Source organism: Paraburkholderia sp. RL17-347-BIC-D (genome assembly GCF_046027915.1).
GTDB lineage: Bacteria > Pseudomonadota > Gammaproteobacteria > Burkholderiales > Burkholderiaceae > Paraburkholderia.
The window spans coordinates 1-19,822 of the sequence record NZ_JARESS010000021.1; the positions used below are offsets into that span (position 1 = coordinate 1).

Here is a 19,822-nt window from a genome sequence, read left to right on the forward strand (position 1 = left end):
CTCTGCAGAAAGCGCGCGACACGATTCACCAGCGCAATCACTTACGCCTCTGGCTCAGCCCGATGCGCTATCGGGGCAAGCCCGTGTGGGTGGGCCAGATCAGCCGGGATATCGGCGTTCGCCTTACGTTTCACTCACCGACGCTGACGACGCACAAGATCGACCCTGACGTAGATGAGGCGCGCACATCACTTACCGAGGACATGGCCTATTCCCAGAATCTTCAGAAGATCGGATTCGTAAAGGGAGTCGGCGCCGCCCCGTCAGTCGCACCGAGCGAGAATCTCACCACTGACCCCTACTACACCGACGGCTATCGGCAGGTACTCGTCTTCGACCGGCAACCCACCTCGCTCTCAGGGATCGAATTTCTCCCTTGGGAGGCGGCGGCAAAGCTCAACGCCCTGCCCTCAGGAGCAAAGCAATGAGCGAATCGTCGTCGCTACAACGTGCATTGAAGAATGCGGCTGGCGGCGTCGTCCTCTCGCTCATTTTCGCGGGCTGTGCGACGTGGACAGCCCCAACCAGCATCGACGACGCGCCGCTTCGTGAGCGTGCGGTGAGCGCGACGAAGCAGGACGCACGGGTAAGCGTGGCCGTGCTGGGGCCGGACGACAGCAAGCGCATGTTCGGCGCCGACATCAACAAGACCAACATCCAGCCGCTGTGGATCGAAGTCGAGAATCGGACTTCGCAGGTGTTATGGCTGCTGCATTCCGGCACCGATCCGGACTACTTCTCGCCACTCGAAGTCGCGTGGTCCATGCACACGCTTCTCGGAGGTGCGACGAATGCAAGCATCGACAGTCACCTGAACAAGCTTGGATTCAGGAATCCCATTCCCCCCGGAGAAACGCGCGCAGGGTTTCTGTTCACCAATCCCGACCGGCAGATCAAACTCGTCAATGTCGATCTGTTCGGAAGCAAAACGCTGATCCCCTTCTCCCTGTTTCTGCCTGTACCGGGCGATGCCGCGGACCCGCGTTTCGCGCTGACCCCGTTCCAGTATCCCGAGACTGTCTTCACGGACTACCACGACCTTGTGTCGTTGCGCGCAGCGCTCGAACGGATGCAGTGTTGTGCCACTGATGAGCACGGGACAACGGAAGCCGATCCGTTGAACGTGATTGTCGTCGGTACGCTTGGGGACATTGGTGCCGCAATGGTGCGGCGTAGCTATCGTCGCTACATGCGTGAAAACGACCTCGCGCAGTGAATATTTGGACGCAGACCCGATGTCGTCCTGCGCAAGGAAGCGCAAGCGGGCGCGCCCTCCACTTCATTGCGCGCATGGCTCGCGCCCATTCGCTTCAACGGTGACGCAGTGTATCTGGGGCAGGTCGGTCGGCCGGTCGGCGGTCGCTTCGCGCACCATCATACGGCAGGCGACGCGCTGCATGGGGACGTCGACGAGGCGCGGAACTTTCTGATCCAGGACCTGATGTATTCAGGCGGTTTGGATAAACTCGGCTTCGTGCACGGCGTGGGTCCATCATCGCAGGTACACCCGCGGACAACGCTGAATGGAGCGCCTTATTACACTGACGGACTGCGTGCCGTGATGTTCTTCGCGACACGCCCGCTCAGTTTTACGAACGTGCAAATTCTTGACTGGGTGCCTTACCTCGAGCAGCGTGAGTCCGCCGCACGCAAGGAGAACGGCAATGCCGGCAAGTAACCCCATCACGGGAGCGCCAAATGGCGTTTCGATGCGACCGATTCCAGTTCGGCGCGCGTGGAAGAATGGTGGTATCAGTTTCGCGCTCCTTACGACCTGCCTTGCGCTCGTAGCGTGCGCAACGAAGCCGCTCGTTCCCTACACGACGGACACGCCGCCGCTCGCGCTCGTTCCCGCATCCGAAGCGGGCGTGCAGGACAAGCGGGCGCGGTTTCGCGAAATCTACTGTGCGGTGCTTGAAGCGCACGGCCCGGCGCTTCCTGACTACCGTGCTTGCGAAGACGCACTGACGCGCGTCGGCACTGAACCTGCCGGCTCCGGCGCGAGCGTCGATCTCGGTCAATCGAGGCGCCACCTCATCGCGGCAGTGGTCCCTGGCATCGGGTACGACTGCTTCAAGCCGTGGCTGAATTCGCCGGGAACCGTCACTAAGCAGCTACAACAATTTGGCTACGACGGGGTCATGCTCGACGTCGACGGGCTGTCGAGTTCCACCCACAATGCACATCAGATCCGCGACGCCATCATGGCAATGCAACTGTCCGCTGGAGCAGCGCAGCTCGTGTTGGTCGGTTACTCCAAGGGTGTCGCGGACATCTTGGAGGCTGTCGTCGCGTATCCGGAGATCCGTAGCCGCGTGGCGGCTGTCGTCAGCGCAGCGGGAGCGGTTGGAGGCTCGCCGCTCGCCAACGATGCCGAGCAATATCAGGCTGACATGCTGCGGCACTTTCCGGGCGCGACTTGCACCTCGGGAGACGGCGGCGCCGTGCAAAGCCTGCGCCCCGCAACACGCAAGGCGTGGATGGCACAGAACCCACTTCCGAACGAGCTACGCTACTACTCGCTCGTGACGTTCCCTCAGCCGGAACGCATATCGTCGATACTAAAATCGAGCTACGACAAACTCTCGCGGGTCGATGCCCGCAACGACAGCCAGGTGATCTTCTATGATCAGGTCGTGCCCGGAAGCGCTCTCCTGGGCTATGTTAATGCCGATCACTGGGCATTGGCCGTGCCTGTTGCTCGAACACACACCATGATCGGCTCCCTGTTCGTCACGCAGAACGCTTACCCCCGCGAGGCGCTGACTGAGGCGATTCTGCGCTTTGTGGAGGAAGATCTGGCGACATCCGGAAAGTGAAACGGCGCACGTGCGCAATGCCGAACGCAGACTGACCCGCTGCCTAGAGGCAGCCGCTAACATCACCGCCGGTGTTGCCGCCTGTCCCGCTGCCTGCGCGGAAACCGACCGACGTTTTGCTGTTACCCGTCCACGACGGCCGCACGAGAGCGGCTGCGCCATTCGGAGGCTGCTGTCCTGGGACATAGACGTCCATCGCCTGGTTGTTCGCCACAATCACCTGCGATATGACCGTCTGTTGAGACTGGTCTGCCCATTTCTGGGCGATGCATTGCGAGACTGCGGGGACGGGCTGCTGGCTTTCTCCAAGCGATTGTGCGCTCGGCGGCATCGGTTGGCTTGCACAGGCTGAAACAGCGATGGTCACGACGAGAAGCGGTAACGGTTTCATTTCTTCACCCTCCAGTTGGATTTCCCGCTTCCGGGCGCGCAGGCGCGTCAATCTGTACGTCATCGCGGCGGGAAGCTTTGCGGCTCTGCGAGTTCGTACGACCCGACTCAAGCTCGAACGGAGCGGCAAACCAGCCGACTTGACATTGCCGTCAACAGGCCTGTTGACGTTGTCATGGCAATCTCCGAACAAAAGTACGTCAGGGAAAGAATAGGACTGGCGCACGCCGGCAGGTATTGGACCTTGGTTCAATGTCGCGGGGAGCGGCAATCTGGACTTGCCCCTGCAAGACCGGCTCATCCATCTCATCGAGACCTTATCGAGCAATATGAGGTTTTGATGAAGGCTGATCAGCAATGGACGCTGGAAGCGAGTTTTTTTAGTCAACACTGGAGAGATACGAAATAAGAACGTAAGCAACGATGGAAACGTTTGGATTACATACAGAGATCCCACGAAAATCTGCGCAAGAGCTGACGCTTCTGCGACCGCTAGTGGCAAAGGTAGCGGGGCTTCCGGCACGATCTACGCCATTGAAACTGCGGCATCATCACCTAAATAAGACTACACACAGTCGACAAGGTGAGAATCCTGGCTCACGGCAACTATTGACCACTCTTGGCCGGAGCTGCCATGGTCGTCTGCGTTGAATGCATCGGTGGTCCCCTTTTCCACCTCTGCACCCTACGGCGCGACCATTCCATTGTGAGGAAAACGAATATATTGAGCGCTTGGAGTCAACTTTCTTAGTCGATCACTTGTCGGGCACCGCCCAAGGTGGGTTCGCGTAGACATGATGCAGCATCGTGCGCCGAGCCGGGACCAGTACGAAGATCGACAACCACATGTTTCGCGCAACCGGCATCACCGCGTATCCGACGCACGCCACGCAGCGCTACAATCAAATCCCAACTTATATTCGACGTCGTCTGCGGGTCGAGCTTCGGTCATTCGATAGCGTTAGTTGAATGTCCCTTGATGGCCGACCTCTTACCGACGACACCCCGTACCTGGATCCCGATCGGTGCATCGCGCGGAGGACCGTAGCCGACCCACTGCCGCCGGTCGAACCTTCGTCCCTCAAGGGCAACTACTGGATGACGACGGTCATCCATGTCGGCGCATTGGCCGACAGGTACGCTCGAGGGTGGCTCGACGTGCACCCGTTGCGCGGGGTGATGACCACGCAGGACGAATTTGGGACCATCCATTGTCCACTGGAACAATAATTTTCTTGCGGCCTGGCGCGTTACCTCTACTCTGGAAAGGTGTGTTATTTGCTCATGGCCGCCAAACCACTCGCAAAGAGAGTTGCGACGAAATAAGGGGTGAGCATTTCAGGGTTCTCGGGATAAATCTCGTCCGTTGTTGGAGCAACTGCCCGATGAGATGTGGATCGGAGGAATTCATGGCGTTGGTCAAATGCAAGGAATTCGGGAGCGAGGCTCGCAGCAAGCCGACGAAGTGCGTCAAGTATGGCGCGCCCGGGGTAAAGCAGCAGACCGGCGCGAGAAAGATAAGGGGTGGCTTCGGGATTCTTATAGTCGGATCGTTGATCAGCGGGTGTTGCGTTTCGACCTATGGCGCCAAAGATGGCCACGACCCGATGAATCAAGCCCAGTCGTGCTGCAAGGACGACCTCCAATGTCTCGCAGAGAAAGCGATCGTTGCGGCCGACACCTATTGCAAGGATCCGATCGAGCGACTTGCGACGCACGCTGTGAGATGGACTGAGGCACCCAACGAGATGAAATTCAGTTACTTTCACTGGACCGATCAGCCGGGCGGCCCGATCACATACGTTGGCGATAAGGCCGAGTTCCAGAACGACGTCGGCACCTATACGCCGATCATTTACCAATGCGACCTTGCCAGTGATGGTCAGACAGTGCTTGGCGTCAATGCGACCGCTGGCAGGTTGCCGCGCTGACGACGTCCGGATCCAACCAGCGAATCGAATCATCCCATTCGGTCGTACGTGCACGCTTAATATCGTTCACTGCTGCGGAAGGCGCTATCGGGAACCGGATTAAGTATTGACTTGAATCGGTCATCCCGCATTCCGTACTCCCCGACGACACCACGGGCATAGACAGAGCGCGAAGGCCCGCCTTCTGGTTCCGAATTGATAATCATCTGAAAGGCCTCCTGGCCGCCCCGGAGAAAGTGGCCGCACTGAGTCGGATGACGACCGACCCAGATCCGACCCACAGCCGCCCTGTAGGCTACGATCACGCGATCACGAATGGCCGTTGCCCGGACAAAAGCCGACATCGTACGGTTTCATCCGACACGCTTCGCTAGTGTTCAGATTTGTATATGGCAGGACGGCTTAAATGGTAAGGGAACGATGTAACTCAGGCGGGCCACCCATCGCGTAGCGATCAGAGAGTGGCCGGCTACCGTCGATGTCGGTCACGCCGAGTGTTGCGCCGATCTCCGCGCCGATCAGCGCCCTGCCTGAAAGTGCCATCATGGACTCAAATTCATAGAGCGCGGCGATAGTGCGGCCTGTAAATTGTGGAGACTCGCGCTTTTGCTTGGGGCGCTTGTCTTCGAGGAGCGTAGCGAGATAGGCGCGGGCACGTTCGGTATCTAAACCGCCCATCCAGACGGAAACCACGGCGACATTGTATGGCCGTAGCTCCTTCGCCATATCGGCCGCCATTTTGTCCGCACCTGCCTTTTGGGCGCCGTAGGCCGGGTTCTGATGGTAGCTGACGGCACCGTAGTGTCCGGTGTTGACAATCAACCCACGGCCATTGGCAATCAGAAGCGGCGCAGCATAGTAGCTAGCCACGTAGTGCGAGCGCAGGCCGACAGTAATCACATCGGCCGTATCCAACGGCTTCTGCCAGAAGCCGCCTTGAGCGGGTGCGCCAACCTTTGCAGCGTTGTTCACGAGGATATCGAGACGGCCGTGTTGACGACGGATCTCGGCGAAGAAATCTGCCACTGCCAGATCGTCTGCGTGATCGAGCACAACTCCTATTCCTGTCCCGCCTGCGCGAGACACGAGTTCGGCTGTTTCATCTACTGAACCGCCGAAGGGCGTTTCGCCCCCAGTGGCACTGCGCCCGGTGACATAGACCGTGGCCCCGGCTTCTCCAAGCGCGATCGCGATGCCCTTTCCGGCGCCTCTGCTCGCACCCGTCACCACTGCGATCATCTTTGCTGTCATCGATCCTCCTGCGCACTGCACGACGCCTTATTGCGTCGGACTGTCATCAGTTCCAGCAGTCTAGTGCCTGTCGGCTTTGTTGATTAGTGACATAATTTTGTATGAAATCATGAGCGAGACTCAACAATGAACCGCGAGGATCTGGCCGATCTGCTAACTTTTGCAACCATCGCCGAGGAATCCAGCTTCACGCGTGCAGCCGCGCGGCTCGGTGTTTCCGCTTCTGCTCTCAGTCATTCCATTCGCTTGCTGGAGGCGCGCCTCGGCGTCAAGCTGCTCAATAGAACCACAAGAAACGTCGCACCGACCGCTGCGGGAGAAAAGCTGTTGAGCCGGTTGCGGCCCGCTTTCATCGAGATCGGGGCAGGCTTGACCACGCTTGCGGACAATCGAAGCCGGCCAGCAGGCCGTGTCCGTATCAGTGTTCATCGCACGGCAGCGCTTATGTTCGTCGTGCCGAAGCTCACACAACTTCGGCGCGACTATCCTGAGGTCGTAGTTGAATTGTCGGTAGATGATTCCTTGGCAAACATCGTCGCGGCTGGCTTCGACATGGGCATCCGAAATGGCGAACTATTGGCTAAGGACATGGTGGCAGTTCGCATCGGTGCTGACTACCGAACCGCGGTGGTTGCATCGCCCTCGTACCTGAAGAACAATGCCGCGCCGCTCACTCCGGACGATGTGGCCGGCCATGCATGTCTGGGATATCAACGACCAAGTTCGAAGGCCCTCCATTTCTGGGACTTTGAGCGAGAGGGCCGATCCGTCCAGGTGCCAGTCGATCCGGTCTTTATCTCCAATGACAGCGATATCCTTATCCATGCCGCCCTGGCGGGAAACGGCCTCGCCTATGTTCTCAAAGAACAGGTGCAACCCCACCTGAAGTCAGGCACATTGACGCAAGTGTTAGAGGGATGGTCTGTCACGCTAGCGGGAAGCTTCCTCTATTATCCCGACCGACGCCAACTTCCGGTCGCTGTACGTGTCGTCATCGACTCGCTTCGTTATCGTTCTTGATTTGGTATGAGACATTAGCTCCCGGTCCGGATGTTGCGGAATAAATGTCCATTGCCGACCCAGCTGCGGTCATTCGAATAACGCCGGTAACTGACCGCTCCTGGCCCGGTTGCAATCGTTGATTGAGCGCGACTGGCGGGCCAGCGGCTCGACCTACGCCTCTCGCTTGCTTCGCCCATACAGCAGGAGCATCGCCGCGATCACCACGCCGTAGATGATCTGACGCCCCGCCTCCGGCATCTGCGCGACCGAGAGGATCGATTGCAGCAGTGTGATGAGGATCGCGCCGGCCACCGTGCCCAAGTATGAACCCCGTCCACCCAGAATCGACGTGCCGCCGAGCACGACCGCCGCGATCGCCGGCAACAGGTAAGCATCGCCCATCGACTGTGCGGCCTTCGACGCATAGCCCGCGAGCAGCACGCCGCCGAACGCGGCGAACGCGCTGCACACAGCGAAGGCGGTCACCGTGACGAGCCGCGTATCGATGCCAGAAAGATACGCCGCGCGCTCGGTGTTGCCGATCGCGTATAGCGCGCGGCCGAAGGTCGTGCGCGACAGCAGGAACATCGTGGAGCCGCCGATCACCACCCACAGCGCGACGGCATTCGGCACGCCCGGTACGAGCCAGCCCGCCGCGAGCCAGCGCATCACCTCCGGCGCGGAATCCTGCGGCGACGATCCGCCCGTATAGACAATCATGATGCCCTGCGCGACCGCATTGGTCGCAAGCGTCGCGATCATCGACGGAATGCGCAGCAGTGCGACGAGGATGCCGTTGACGATGCCGATCAGCACGCCGCAACCGATCCCGACCGGAATCGCGAGGACGCGCCCGAGATCGCCGTGCCCCGCGACCGCGCACGCCATCATCGCGCCGACGGTGATCGTCCACGGCAGCGACAGGTCGATGTGGCCGAGCAGGATCACCATCATCAGGCCGGTCGCAATGATGCCGAGGAATGCGCCGACCTTCAGTTGCAGCAGGATATATTCCGGCGACGTGAAGTTGCGCGAAAACATCCCGCCGACGAGCAGCAGCGCGACGATGCACGCGAATGCGATCACGATCGGTTTGTCGATTCTGCGGGTGAGCCTCGACACGAACGTGGTCCGGCCGGTCGCGGAAGCGTGGCTCATTGAAACCACTCCAGACGGTTGCGCACCCTGAACAATCCGCACGCGCCGATCGCGACAGCAAGCAGAAGAATCATGCCCTGAAATAGCGGCTGCCACAGCGCATCGACGTTGAACACGAACAGCAGATCGCCGATGCAACGGAACGCGAATGCGCCGAAGATCGCGCCGATCGCGCTGCCCTTGCCGCCGAGCAGCGACACGCCGCCGATCACTATCGCGGCGATCGAAAACAGCGTGTATGAGTTCGCGCTGCCGAGGCTCGCGTCGCCGGTGTCCGTGAAGAACGTCAGAAACAGGCCGCCGACTGCCGCGAGCAGGCCGGCCAGCGTATAGCTCGCGAACTTCGCGCGGCGGATCGGCATGCCGGACAGGAAAGCCGCGGGTTCGGACGATCCGGTCGCGTATGCCGCTCGCCCGATCGCCGAGCGTTTGAAAGGAATCCAGACGATCACGATCGCGGCGAGCAGAATCACCAAGCTCGCTGGCAGAACGCCGGCGACCTTGCCCGTCAGTGCGTCGGCGAGGTCCTCGTTGATCGATCCGCCGGGCACAGGGCGCAGCAGCAGCGCCAATCCGTAGTAGACGGCGCCCGTCGCAATCGTCGTCACGATCGGCTGCAGCCGGCCGAAAATGATGATCACGCCGTTCAGCGCGCCGCACAGCGCACCCGCCCCGAGCACGCCGGCGATGCCGAGCGCGCTGTGCAGCGAGTCGCCCGTGACGATCCACGACCCGATGCAATTCGTCAGCACCAGCGTCATGCCGATCGACAGGTCGATGCCGGCGGTCAGCACGACGAGCGCCTGCCCCATCGAGACGAGCGCGAGTAGTACCGCTTTGTTCGCTGCCGTCTGAAATACGTTGGCCGACAACGCCGACGGATAGTTGACGAGATAGATCGCGAACATCAGCACGAACAGGCCGAACGCGAACACCGCTCCGCGATTCTCCGCATACCAGTAACGCAGCCCGCTCATAGCGCCACTCCCGTGGAAGGCACAATCTGTCCGACGGGCAGGTCGAGAGCACTGGCAATCAGGTTCTGCTCGGTGATCGCCGAGCCGACGAGTTCCTTCTTGATCCTGCCTTCGTACAGTACGAGCACGCGGTCGCAGCAGCCGATCAGCTCGTCATAGTCGGTCGAATAGAAGACGATCGCGGCGCCTTCGTCGGCAAGACGCCTGAGCAGCTGGTAGAGCTCCTGCTTGGTGCCGACGTCGATACCGCGCGTCGGGTCGCTGAGCAGCAGGATTCTCGGCTGCCGCATCAGCCACTTCGCGATGACGACCTTCTGCTGGTTGCCGCCCGACAGCGAGCCCACGGGCGCGTCGAGGCTGAACGACTTGATCGCAAGCAGCTCCATCATCTGCTCGACGAGCGACTGCTGGCGGTCGCGATCGATTATGCCCGCGGTGGACATGCGATCGAGTGCGGCAAACGACAGGTTCTCGCGTACCGACATCGGCAACATCAAGCCTTCGGTCTTGCGGTCCTCGGGTATCAGCGCCATACCGATTTCGTTGGCGCGTGCGGCCGTCGGGCTCCCGATCGACACGGCTTTGCCGTTGATCTCGATCTTGCCAGCGCAGCCGCGCAACACGCCAAACAGCGCGAGCAGCAGTTCGCGCTGGCCTTGTCCGTCGAGGCCGCCCAGTCCGAGGATTTCACCGGACTTCAACGAAAAGCTGATGCCCCGCAGCGTGTCGCTCCATGCGAGATCATGACAGGCGAGAACCGGCGCGGTGCTGCGGGCGTCCGCGGGATGGTCCGCCGGTTTGGTCGCGGGTTTTGCAGGAAACGCATGCTGGTACTTCCGGCCGATCATCATTTCGACAACCTCATTGTCGGAGCGCGTGCCGGCTTCGAAGCTCATCACATGGCGACCGTTCCGGTAGACCGTGCATTCGTCCGCGAGCGCCTTCACCTCGTGCATGCGGTGCGAGATGAACAGCAGCGCGAGCCCCTCTTCGCGCAGGCGCTTGAGCACCTCGATCACGCGCGCGACGTCGGCCGCGGTCAGCGCCGAGGTGGCTTCGTCGAGGATCAGAATGCGCGGCGCGTGTGCCAGCCCCTTCGCGAGCTCGACCATCTGCTGGCGCGACAGCGGCAGGTCCCGGACTTTCGCAAGCGGATTGATGTCGGCGGCGCCCGCTCGCGCGAGCGCCTCCTCGGCCTGGCGGCGTTGGGCCCGCCGGTCGATCATCCCGAAACGTCGCGGCGGGTTCGCAGCGTAGATGTTATCCGCCACGCTCAAGTCGGGGATCAGCGACAGTTCCTGATACACGCAGACGATACCGGCCGCGTTCGCCTCGGCAGGCGACGCGAACGAGACCTCCCGGCCATCGAAATGCATCGTGCCCTCGTCCGGCTGCACGACGCCGGACATCACCTTCAGCAACGTGGACTTGCCCGCGCCGTTCTCGCCGAGGATCGCGTGAATGCGGCCTCTGCGCACCGTGAGTTCGGCGTGATCCAGCGCGACGGCGCCGCCGTAGCTTTTCGACACGCCAGACATCTGAAAGAACGGCTGCTCTGCATCCTGCAGCATGCTTCGTCTCCGGTCACAGCGCGGGCCATCATCCGGTCACTGGTTGCCCTGGTTCTGCTTCATGATTTCCTGCGCAGAGAAATTGATGCCGCATGTCGGAAACGAGTTGCCGACGAAAAAGTTGTCGGAGTCGTTCGGAAAATAGTTGACGCCCGACTTCAGCATCGAATCGTCGGTGACGTCGAGCGGCAGCTTGATCGCCACGGGAATCGTCTGGCCATCCAGTGCAGCGAGTGCCGTCTTGATTGCCACGGCCACCTGCGCGGGCCCGGTGCCCGCCGACGTGCACTTCAGGCCCTGGCTCCCATACTGCGCGCAGAACTTGCGAAAGCCGTTCTCCGTCTCGCCGCCGAAAGGCACGAACGGGTGTTTCGCATCGATCATCGCGCGCACGACGCCCGTGTCGCCGCCTTGCGCCGATATGCCGTCGAAATGACCCTGCACGGCAATCGCGTCGGCGGCGACCTTTTGCGCGACCCCGTCGTCCCACTTGCCGTAGACCTGGACGACGTTCCACTTCTTGCCGGTGTCGTCCAGCGTTTTCGTGAAACCATTGTGCCGGTCCGTGTCAACCGACGTGCCCGCCACCCCGCGAACTTCGAGCACCTTGCCTCCGTTCGGCAGATGGCCCGCGAGCCATTTGGCCCACAGCGCGCCGAGCCCATACTGGTCGACGTTGACATTGATCGCGTCTGCGCTGTCGAGCGTGTTGTCGAAAGCGACCAGCACCACACCGGCGTTCTTCGCGCGGCGGATCGCGGGGCCGAATGAGGAGGGATTCTGCGCGTTCACGATGACGGCGTCATAGCCGGCATCGATGAAGTTGTTGACGGCCGAGATCTGCGCCGGAACGTCCTCGCCGGTCGAGACGACCTTGAATTCCTTGAGCTTGGCGGCAACGGCCGGTTGCGCGGTATAGGCCTTGGCCGTCCTGATCATCTGGATACGCCAGGTGTTCGCGATATAGCCGTTCACGAGTGCGATCCGGTAAGGCCCGTTCTTCTTCGGATACTTGATGAACTTCGTGTCGCTCTTCCAGGGGACCATGCAGGTGGGATCGCTGGGCGGCCCTGAAACGATCGAAGCCTGCGCGAAAGCCCCGCTTGCGCAGAGCGCCAATGCGGCGCTCGCCGCCGCTCGAAGCACGTGGATTCCTGAAAGCATGTTGCCTCCTTTTTGTTCGATTGGACGTACCGATTGCCTGCGCACATGGCTGGTCGTGGACTGCCGGCACCGTGTGCGTGAAGCACGGAACCTTGCGGAGTTGCTATAGCGGGACTGGATCGGACTTGCAGAAGGAGCTTTTCAATGGCGCCTCCTCGAAGCGAAAAGAAGGGCATGCGTATACGCGTTCCTGTCTGACAGTACTGGCATACCAATCCACGCGCGATAGTGGTTTACCAGTGAGTCCAACGCACTGGGCTACCGGGCTGAAACCCTTGGTGGATAAGGACTGGGCTGCCGTGGATGGAGGCGGCGCTGCACGGGGATGGGGGGGCCATTTTGACGAGTTCAGCGGTCGCCCGGTGGCTTCGACCCTTTCGAGAGCCGCAGATGGGCGATCTTTCGCACACGTCAACTGCGCCGACGCGGTCGCGCCGACCGGGCCCGGCTATCGACCCAAAGACCGCAATGGCCGACTTGCTCACGTTCGATCATCTGGCGGGCATCGGAGCGAACGTTGGAATGACGCCTTCGCATATTGCGTCAACGGCAGCTAGTGGCCGAGGCCGGTCCGATGCTGAATGGATAATCGATCCGCCGCAGGTCGCTCGGCGTCCGGCTCAGGTCGACCCACAGAAGTCTTTCACAACAAGCCGGAAGCGGACGTCCCACGCAATGGAGGCCGCATCGGACGTGTCTCACCGGCTTTGCGTCGATGCGACGGCGAACGCGCCTTGGGGATACGATTCCAATGGGGGTATCGTCGGCGCAGTATGGCGAATCGCTTTCACACGCTCGCCGTCGCCATAGATCCTGGACAGTACTTCGCACATCCTCTTCGGCTCAAGGCTCACCACGTCGAATGGTGGGACGCCGATCTGCATGTTCCTTCCCATGAGTCGAATCATCGGTGCTACGTGGTGCTTTGCCGATTCGCCCGAACAAGAGATGCCCCACGCAAGCTCATAGCGTCGAGCGCGAGTCGTCGACTGAAGTCCCCTACGCCTGGCAAGACTGAGAAGATGGCCGGCGTACTCGGCGTGCACCCACTCATGCGGCGGGTTGCCGCCGATACGGACCGGTTGACGCCCGCCGAAGTGAAACGGCCCCGACTGGCACCAGCGGCAGGTCCGATACCCGAGGCGGTCTCCGGCGCACAGTGCGCCAATGGCCTTCGCCAGCTGGTATCGCGGCAACCGGTGCCATTCCCGGCCGGAAAACGGTTTTCTGGCGTCAGGCGCGTAATCTAAAGTGGAATTTCCCGCCTGCGCTGCATGGACGTGCCGTCCCGGCACCGCTGGCCAGCGCGCTGGAGACCCGCCATGCCGCGCCCCGCTGCCGTCACCCGTGACGACATCCGTGCTGCCGTCCTCGCGAGGGGTTGTCCGTCGCTCGCCGACGCGAAACGCGACCATCCCGTCGTATTCGCGCTGCTGCTCGATGACGATGCGGCCGTCGAGTACTGGGAGCGCGGACGGCTCAGGGTGGTTGCCTCCGATCGCGCAGCGGCGCCCGCCACGGTGCTGATCCGCCTGCTGAAGCAGCACCGGCGCTTCAGGTTCGCCCCCCCGGACGAGCCGGGCCCGGCGGAGAGCGCAGAAGCGCCCACGCCCGCCATCGCGGTACCGGAAACGACCAGCCCGTCGGCCGGCCCCAACGTCTGGCTGACTACGCTTGCGCCAAGCGCGGATCCATCCGGCCGCGTTTGGCTGGCGCGCGCGGGACGCTTCGTCAACGAAATGCTTCAGCCGTCGGAAAGGAAGCGCTGGACCGAACGCCGCCTGAAGTGCCCGGCGGGTGAGAGTGCGGGCACCGGCTCCGCCGTATGGTTGCTCACAGAACTTCGTAGCCCAAAGGGCGAGCAATCCCGATAGCGCTCGCTCCGTCTGGTTTGCGGTGTGTATCGTGGCGAAGCCGATAAACGGTCACCAAATGCGGCGAAAACAACGCGCTTCGGCTCACACTTTTCTTCTGCCTGCTTGACTGCAGCTCTCGCGGTTACGCAGCGCGATGGCGGAACCTGGGGCGGTTCAATGGCCATGCCCGCCTCCGTGCCCGCCATGACCGCCCCAGTGGCCATGTCCACCACCCCAGTAGCCGAAGTTGAACGACACCGACGGCCCCCACCAGCCGGGCCAGCCATACCACGGGTAGGGAGGATAGTACGCAGGGTAGTAGGCGGGCACGACGTACATGGGCGCCGGGAAGACATACGCGGGTTCACTCGGCGATGCGGGCGGGATGTTCTGGGCGTCCGCGCCGTTCGACAAGCCGTAGCTTTGAGCAGGGACTTCGTGCTGGGTAGCGACACCAGGAACGGCGGGATAGTATCCGTATGGATAATAGCCGGGGCCGACGTAGTAGCAGCCGGACAGCGCAAGCAGTGCAAGGGCGCTACCGCCGCGCGCCGTTGCCGGGAAGGGCTTCATGACATGCTCCTGTCTCGTCGCGACGCCACGATGTGATGCGGCGCGCACTTACGAGCATACTTCAGCGCTGGAACAGAGGAAATGGAGCGCGTACGGGCGGATGCCGGACTGACCCCAGCCACGATGCCTGAGGAGGAAGCAGTGTTCCAGGCGGCACTTGCCCGCTACGAAAAGCCCGCTGGCGGAGCTTACCCGGAGGGTGGTCTCGTTCCCACCTGAAACTGTCCTTCGCCTCTTCCTGCCAATTGAGTCCTTGCCATTCTCTGCACCGGTAGGCGCTCGCTGCCGCCCTCCGTCTGTACCCTCACGGGGACGGTGAATTGAGCAGCGAACGAAGGAAACACAAACCTGAGTGCCCCGGACTAAAGCTTCCGTTTGTCTCTGGTTCTTTCCTGGTGCGAGCAGCAGTGCATCAGGACGTCGAGCCTGGCTGGGGCCAAGGCCAACCCTTCTTCTCGTCGGGCGCATCCCACTCAGTAGCTGGCGCTGCCCCGACAGACGCTTCGACCGGACTCGCATCCTCAGCGGCATCGAGCGTCAGTCCGGACGGGGCGTCCGCTTTTATTTCGGGAAGCCCAGCTCCATACCACTTCACCCTCTTCTGCATGTGGGCGACATACGCCTTCCAGCCGTCGCGGTTGCCGTCAAAGAGGTCGTGCTGAACGGTTGACCCCAGCAAATTCCTGTTGAGCTCAGAGTCAAGCAGCTCTTTTGGCCACAGGAAGAATGCGCTGGCAACGCGTGCGCTGAACTCGGCTACCGTCATCTTCGGGGCAAGCGCCCGGAGGAACCCGAAGTCCTGCAACGAATCTTGCTCCTTCGCAAGTTGAGCCACCAGCGCATCCGGCCGACCTGCCCTGGTCAAACAGCTCAAAGCTTCGAGCATGTCCCCGAGGTGAAGCAGCAGTTCTCGTCTATCAAGTCCGTCATCCATTGCAGAATCTCCATTCTTTGCGCCCCTATGAATGATACTAGCCGCTCTCACGGTGACGGCCAGCGAGCGCGTTGCGCATCGTTCGAGGACGGGGATGGTCGACGGTCCACGGCGGCGGGATGTCGACGCTGCCTGCCCTGGACCCTGCTTCAGTCTGGAGGGAAGCGGGCAAGCTGCGCATGCCTTGATCGATACGACCACGGCGCCGAAGGCATGAGAGTCGCGCAGTTTCCAGCACCGACAAAGCGCACGCACCGAAGAACACTTATTTTTTCGTGGCAGGTCGTGCGGATGTCTGCAGACCCTGGTCATCCGCTCCAAGCCTAATCAGAAACTGCTCAAGCTTGCTTGCATTGCCGGGCTTGGGCACATGGACATCCAAGTGCTTTTCGAGGGCTGCCTCCTGCCTGCGTCATCGGCATGACCGGTAATCGCCACAAGGGTCGTCGCGGCAAGGCGCTGGAAACGCCGATTCACAGGTTGCGAAGGTTCTGTCCGAGTCAGCCTGGCGAATGTCTTGCACATCTGCAGCAACTCCCTACGCTGGTGAGCATGCTTGGGGTACTCCGCTCAGTATCCGGGCAAGCCGTTGGGTGTGAGGTTACGCGTGAGCATACGCTGTCAAGGCGCAATTCCTGTGTTGAACCGAAAGCAGTGACTGCGGGTAAACGTGGAAGTTTCCCGAACAGGTTTCCGCCGATACGGAATCAATGGTAAGCACTGAATTGATGGAAACTTCGCATTAGTGGTGGCCGCGGACAACTTGAGGTCGACTTGTAGTTGCATGTCGGTGCTTCGTTCACAATAGCCTGAAAGAACGGCGCGATTCAAGGAGGCGTCCGCCCGAGTTCGCAATAACAAGAACCTGAGAGAAGACAATTGGGACAGCCATCCGAGAAGCCGCCTACCCGGTCGAGCACACTGGTCGAAACAATGCTGCCACCAGGCTGGGACAACGCTGTCCGGGCCATGGTGCTCGCATTGGCGGTGACGACGGCGACGAGCCTGGTCAGCAGGGCGCTCAAGGCAACAGCTGGAGAAATCGGTCCAATCTGGTTGACCAATGCCGCCCTCCTTGCGCAAATATTAGTGGCACCGCACAGACAGCGATGCTGGGCATTTGCCGGGGGCTTACTGGGCTATCTAAGCGCCGGCCTTCTGGTTGGTGAACGTCTATTCGTGTCCGTCTCATATTTGTGCGCCAACCTCCTCGAGGTGCTGGTGGCGTTGGCATTCGCCCCGCCTATCTCAACGGTCGCCGAACTGCTTCGTCCAAAGCCTCTCGTGAAATTCATGGCCGGTGCAGTGTTGCTCGCGCCGGCTGTGTCCGGGCTGCTTGTGACGTCCATGCTGCACGAACAGCTGGTCGGCCATCTGCTGCAAAACTTTTGCAACTGGTTCCTCTCGGATGCCTTGAGCCTCGCCATATTGACGCCCGCCGCCATCGTCTTCTGGACCGGGGAGGTGACCCAACTGCTGCGTGTCGAGCGTCGGCGAAGGACGGGGTGCCTCCTGCTCCTGGTTTGCGTCATCACGACCGGCGTATTCGGGCAAAATCACTTTCCGCATTTGTACTGGGCGCTTCTGCCCATCGTGTTACTGGCGTTTCAGGCAGACATGGCAGGCTTGATGGTCGGGTTGCTCCTGTGCCTGGGGATTGCGGTGTCGTTCACTGTTAGCGGGTCGGGACCGCTATGGACCTTTCCCTATGGGAACATGCACAGCCGCGTCTTTGCGGTCCAACTTTTTCTCGTCGCGGCAATGGGCATTGCCTTACCTATCAGCGCCACGCAGACGGGGCGTAGCCGCCTCCTTGCAATGTTCCGTGACCTCGAGCAGCGATATCGGATAGTGGCAGAGAACGCGACCGATATCGTCATGAGCATGGCGCCCGATGGCAGGCTCACCTACGTTTCACCACGCGCTACGGCGGTGATAGGAATTGCCCCTGAAAACCTTGTTGGTTTGCACCTCCCGGACCTGGTTCTGTCCGACGACCGCGATGCCCTCGCTGCGACAATTAGGAGCATGGCGATGGGTGCGGCCGAGGCTTCCCAAGTGATTCGCTTCCAGCGCATAGATGGCCAGGTGCTGTGGATGGAATGCACCTTCGCCATGTCATCGAAAGGTTTCGCGGCAAGCCCTCAGGAGCTCACGGCGACAGCGCACGACATTACGGAGCGCCGGGCGGCAGAGGAACGCCTCGCAGATGAGCGAAGTCAACTGCATGCGTTTGCCTTCCGGGACGGACTGACCGGCGTTTTTAACCGTCGGTACTTCGACCGCGAACTGGCACTTCAATCGCAGCCGGAGTTCTGGAAAGAAGGCCGCAGTTTTGTCGCGATTGTCATGGTCGATATCGACGGATACAAGAGCTACAACGACCGATACGGTCATCAGGCTGGCGATGAATGTGTGCGCGCAATAGCACAAGCTATTGCATCCTCGGCGAAACGTCCTGGAGACACAGTCGCGCGCTACGGTGGGGATGAGTTTGCATTGATTCTGAAGGAAACCGACCCGGACGGAGCGCGCGTAGTTTCCGAGCGCATCCGGCAGGCCGTTGAAAGTCTCCAGATTCCACATGGCGCTTCCGCCGCTGGTATTGTCACTGTCAGTTGCGGAGTGGCGGCGCAACAAGTGGACAGTGGCGGAGACAGCCTTAACCTGGTTGCAACCGCGGATAGAGCGCTATATGCGGCAAAGCGGCGAGGACGCAACCAGACTTGTGTGGCCGGGGCCGACGACAAAGATGGCCCAGGATTGTGACGCGGACAGTGCATAGCAAACCACGGACAGCGGCCCTCTGTACTTGACGTGGCGAGTGCGGGCAAGGATGTTGCCGAGCGCGCAGAGCATCGGCCGTCTGGCGCTGGCAAACTTTAAGGCATTTGTTGCTCAGTTTTTTTAGGCATCGTGCTGTCATCGTGAGTCATGCCAGGCATATCCATATGCGCCGTGTCCATGTCGGTCTCCGGTATCATTGGATGATTTGATGCGAGCAAGCCGTATTCCCTGAACTCAGGATGAGGCTCGTTCCTTGCAAAGTGGCCCATTTGCGCTGTACCGTCGACCTGCAAAGGGTGGCCACGTCGCCAGGAATGGCTTCGCGTGCAGGCGCCCATTCTCGCGCTCACAAAATATTGACCTCGAGAGTTTGCGGCCTCGGTGAGACAGCGTTTGCAGATCGGACAATGAGCGGCATTGGCACCTCCTGCGTGACGACGTCTAGTTGTATAGCAGAAAGCCACGGCAGAGCCAAGCGCCCAATCAATGGCTACGCGGTCGTTGGAATGACGGCCTTCTGTGTTGCGCGAACGGCACCTATTGTCCGAGTGCTCCCAATCACCGTTCGGCCGATGCTCCCGTACCTCAAATGGCAGCACCCGACCCTTCAATGACGTTCAAACCCGCGATTGGCGCATCGACGACCTGTGCACGCTAGAACGTATAGGCGACGCTCAGGAAGACGTTAAGTGGATTGAGCCGGAGCGTCGATCTGGAAACGATCTGCGTTCCCGTTGCGGTCTGCCCGTATAACGTAAGGTGGGTCTTCACCGGAACGTAGCCGAGAGAGGTTCCGACCGACCAGTGTTTTGTAATCGCGTAATTTGCCCCGACCTCGAATACAGGATTCCATGATGAACTGAGTGTCGCACGTGCCGAGCCGCCTGGGCCAAGGCTATCAGTGACAAACTGGCTATTGGTTGTCCGAACCTGGGTGAACCACGTATAGTTCACGCCGAGCCCTATGAACGGACGGAATTTTGATTCGGCTGAAAACAGGTGGTATCGAACTTCGATGGCGGGCGGCATCGGCTTTGTCGTGCCGAGGTTGCCGTACTTCTGTAGCGTCCCGTCGCCAACCAGATTCACTTTCATCGGTAATCCGAAAAGCATGGCGACACCAATGTTGTCCGTGATGTAGTACTCGGTGGTAATTCCCACCGTATCCGTCGAGCTGGCATGCGCTCCGCTACCAGATAGCTGCTGATTCACCGCTACGCCGCCAATGCTTTCCACGGTCAGTGGCGTTGCGTCGCCCTGTGGTGCAATGTGAAGCCATCCTGTCGACAGCGTTATGCTTCCGGCAGACTGCGCATGGGCATCGTCGATAACCGCGGCCGAGCAGATGCAAGCCGCCATACCGATCGAACTGATTACGCGTTTGTAATTCCTCATGTCTCTCTCCTGTC

The 19,822-nt window shown here is 60.7% G+C and carries 17 protein-coding genes; 8 read left to right on the top strand and 9 right to left on the bottom strand.

What is annotated here, in order from left to right; translation table 11 throughout:
- The 4 genes from P0D96_RS25640 to P0D96_RS25655 form a co-directional block, all read left to right on the top strand.
- Positions 1 to 428 (top strand): LssY C-terminal domain-containing protein (locus tag P0D96_RS25640; protein WP_408316092.1); only part of this gene is annotated, 428 nt, incomplete at its 5' end.
- The gene (locus tag P0D96_RS25645) at positions 425 to 1,216 is read left to right on the top strand and encodes a hypothetical protein (RefSeq protein WP_408316094.1); all 792 of its coding nucleotides are present in this window, start codon (positions 425 to 427) and stop codon (positions 1,214 to 1,216) included. The genes P0D96_RS25640 and P0D96_RS25645, both read left to right, overlap by 4 nt.
- The gene (locus tag P0D96_RS25650; protein ID WP_408316259.1) at positions 1,217 to 1,678 is read left to right on the top strand and encodes an LssY C-terminal domain-containing protein; all 462 of its coding nucleotides are present in this window, start codon (positions 1,217 to 1,219) and stop codon (positions 1,676 to 1,678) included.
- Positions 1,665 to 2,819, top strand: a complete 1,155-nt coding sequence (locus P0D96_RS25655) for a hypothetical protein (RefSeq protein WP_408178716.1) — start codon at positions 1,665 to 1,667, stop codon at positions 2,817 to 2,819. The genes P0D96_RS25650 and P0D96_RS25655 overlap by 14 nt, the downstream gene beginning before the upstream one ends.
- 43 nt (positions 2,820 to 2,862) lie before the next feature.
- On the opposite strand, the gene P0D96_RS25660 is transcribed toward P0D96_RS25655, so the two are convergent.
- Positions 2,863 to 3,210, bottom strand: coding sequence for a hypothetical protein (locus P0D96_RS25660; protein ID WP_408178775.1), 348 nt, complete (start codon positions 3,208 to 3,210; stop codon positions 2,863 to 2,865).
- Positions 3,211 to 4,618: 1,408 nt separating this feature from the next.
- Here P0D96_RS25660 and P0D96_RS25665 point away from each other — a divergent pair.
- Positions 4,619 to 5,140 (top strand): zinc ribbon domain-containing protein, encoded by a 522-nt coding sequence (locus P0D96_RS25665; RefSeq protein WP_408316096.1) that lies wholly within the window; start codon positions 4,619 to 4,621, stop codon positions 5,138 to 5,140.
- A 402-nt stretch (positions 5,141 to 5,542) separates the two neighbouring features.
- Here the strand turns inward: P0D96_RS25665 and P0D96_RS25670 are convergent, their stop codons facing one another.
- Positions 5,543 to 6,391 carry an SDR family NAD(P)-dependent oxidoreductase gene (locus P0D96_RS25670; RefSeq protein ID WP_408316098.1) on the bottom strand — a complete coding sequence of 283 codons (849 nt, stop codon included), beginning with the start codon at positions 6,389 to 6,391 and terminating at the stop codon, positions 5,543 to 5,545.
- Positions 6,392 to 6,517: 126 nt separating this feature from the next.
- Between P0D96_RS25670 and P0D96_RS25675 the strand changes: the two genes are divergently transcribed.
- Positions 6,518 to 7,411, top strand: a complete 894-nt coding sequence (locus P0D96_RS25675; protein ID WP_093645171.1) for a LysR family transcriptional regulator — start codon at positions 6,518 to 6,520, stop codon at positions 7,409 to 7,411.
- Between the two features lie 153 nt (positions 7,412 to 7,564).
- On the opposite strand, the gene P0D96_RS25680 is transcribed toward P0D96_RS25675, so the two are convergent.
- From P0D96_RS25680 to P0D96_RS25695, 4 genes are read right to left on the bottom strand one after another with little or no spacing between them, the layout of a single operon-like run.
- Complete coding sequence (locus tag P0D96_RS25680) at positions 7,565 to 8,551, bottom strand: ABC transporter permease (RefSeq protein WP_408316100.1); 987 nt, start codon at positions 8,549 to 8,551, stop codon at positions 7,565 to 7,567.
- Positions 8,548 to 9,528, bottom strand: coding sequence for an ABC transporter permease (locus P0D96_RS25685; protein ID WP_408316102.1), 981 nt, complete (start codon positions 9,526 to 9,528; stop codon positions 8,548 to 8,550). Before P0D96_RS25685 ends, P0D96_RS25680 begins: the two co-directional genes overlap by 4 nt.
- Entirely contained in the window at positions 9,525 to 11,099 is a 1,575-nt protein-coding gene (locus tag P0D96_RS25690; RefSeq protein ID WP_408316104.1) for a sugar ABC transporter ATP-binding protein, read from the bottom strand. Before P0D96_RS25690 ends, P0D96_RS25685 begins: the two co-directional genes overlap by 4 nt.
- A 36-nt stretch (positions 11,100 to 11,135) precedes the next feature.
- Complete coding sequence (locus tag P0D96_RS25695) at positions 11,136 to 12,263, bottom strand: sugar ABC transporter substrate-binding protein (RefSeq protein ID WP_132380161.1); 1,128 nt, start codon at positions 12,261 to 12,263, stop codon at positions 11,136 to 11,138.
- A 1,322-nt stretch (positions 12,264 to 13,585) separates the two neighbouring features.
- Here P0D96_RS25695 and P0D96_RS25700 point away from each other — a divergent pair.
- The gene (locus tag P0D96_RS25700) at positions 13,586 to 14,137 is read left to right on the top strand and encodes a hypothetical protein (RefSeq protein WP_408178711.1); all 552 of its coding nucleotides are present in this window, start codon (positions 13,586 to 13,588) and stop codon (positions 14,135 to 14,137) included.
- 156 nt (positions 14,138 to 14,293) lie between these two features.
- Here the strand turns inward: P0D96_RS25700 and P0D96_RS25705 are convergent, their stop codons facing one another.
- On the bottom strand, positions 14,294 to 14,692 hold the full coding sequence (locus tag P0D96_RS25705; protein WP_408178710.1) for a hypothetical protein: 399 nt from the start codon (positions 14,690 to 14,692) through the stop codon (positions 14,294 to 14,296).
- Between the two features lie 412 nt (positions 14,693 to 15,104).
- Positions 15,105 to 15,626: a hypothetical protein gene (locus tag P0D96_RS25710; protein ID WP_408316107.1), complete on the bottom strand. Its 522-nt coding sequence runs from the start codon at positions 15,624 to 15,626 to the stop codon at positions 15,105 to 15,107.
- A gap of 933 nt (positions 15,627 to 16,559) precedes the next feature.
- Here P0D96_RS25710 and P0D96_RS25715 point away from each other — a divergent pair.
- Positions 16,560 to 18,395 (top strand): bifunctional diguanylate cyclase/phosphodiesterase, encoded by a 1,836-nt coding sequence (locus P0D96_RS25715; protein WP_408316109.1) that lies wholly within the window; start codon positions 16,560 to 16,562, stop codon positions 18,393 to 18,395.
- 672 nt (positions 18,396 to 19,067) lie between these two features.
- On the opposite strand, the gene P0D96_RS25720 is transcribed toward P0D96_RS25715, so the two are convergent.
- Positions 19,068 to 19,808: an OmpW/AlkL family protein gene (locus tag P0D96_RS25720; RefSeq protein ID WP_408316111.1), complete on the bottom strand. Its 741-nt coding sequence runs from the start codon at positions 19,806 to 19,808 to the stop codon at positions 19,068 to 19,070.
- Positions 19,809 to 19,822 lie beyond the last annotated feature (14 nt).

What these genes read in the sequence shown, in the direction of transcription:
- P0D96_RS25715 (WP_408316109.1), top strand. Translation starts at nt 16,560, where the DNA reads ATGCTGCCACCAGGCTGGGACAACGCTGTCCGGGCCATGGTGCTCGCA.
- P0D96_RS25710 (WP_408316107.1), bottom strand. Translation starts at nt 15,626, where the DNA reads ATGGATGACGGACTTGATAGACGAGAACTGCTGCTTCACCTCGGGGAC.
- P0D96_RS25665 (WP_408316096.1), top strand. Translation starts at nt 4,619, where the DNA reads ATGGCGTTGGTCAAATGCAAGGAATTCGGGAGCGAGGCTCGCAGCAAG.
- P0D96_RS25675 (WP_093645171.1), top strand. Translation starts at nt 6,518, where the DNA reads ATGAACCGCGAGGATCTGGCCGATCTGCTAACTTTTGCAACCATCGCC.
- P0D96_RS25670 (WP_408316098.1), bottom strand. Translation starts at nt 6,391, where the DNA reads ATGACAGCAAAGATGATCGCAGTGGTGACGGGTGCGAGCAGAGGCGCC.
- P0D96_RS25695 (WP_132380161.1), bottom strand. Translation starts at nt 12,263, where the DNA reads ATGCTTTCAGGAATCCACGTGCTTCGAGCGGCGGCGAGCGCCGCATTG.
- P0D96_RS25660 (WP_408178775.1), bottom strand. Translation starts at nt 3,210, where the DNA reads ATGAAACCGTTACCGCTTCTCGTCGTGACCATCGCTGTTTCAGCCTGT.
- P0D96_RS25705 (WP_408178710.1), bottom strand. Translation starts at nt 14,692, where the DNA reads ATGAAGCCCTTCCCGGCAACGGCGCGCGGCGGTAGCGCCCTTGCACTG.
- P0D96_RS25690 (WP_408316104.1), bottom strand. Translation starts at nt 11,099, where the DNA reads ATGCTGCAGGATGCAGAGCAGCCGTTCTTTCAGATGTCTGGCGTGTCG.
- P0D96_RS25680 (WP_408316100.1), bottom strand. Translation starts at nt 8,551, where the DNA reads ATGAGCCACGCTTCCGCGACCGGCCGGACCACGTTCGTGTCGAGGCTC.
- P0D96_RS25645 (WP_408316094.1), top strand. Translation starts at nt 425, where the DNA reads ATGAGCGAATCGTCGTCGCTACAACGTGCATTGAAGAATGCGGCTGGC.
- P0D96_RS25720 (WP_408316111.1), bottom strand. Translation starts at nt 19,808, where the DNA reads ATGAGGAATTACAAACGCGTAATCAGTTCGATCGGTATGGCGGCTTGC.
- P0D96_RS25655 (WP_408178716.1), top strand. Translation starts at nt 1,665, where the DNA reads ATGCCGGCAAGTAACCCCATCACGGGAGCGCCAAATGGCGTTTCGATG.
- P0D96_RS25685 (WP_408316102.1), bottom strand. Translation starts at nt 9,528, where the DNA reads ATGAGCGGGCTGCGTTACTGGTATGCGGAGAATCGCGGAGCGGTGTTC.
- P0D96_RS25700 (WP_408178711.1), top strand. Translation starts at nt 13,586, where the DNA reads ATGCCGCGCCCCGCTGCCGTCACCCGTGACGACATCCGTGCTGCCGTC.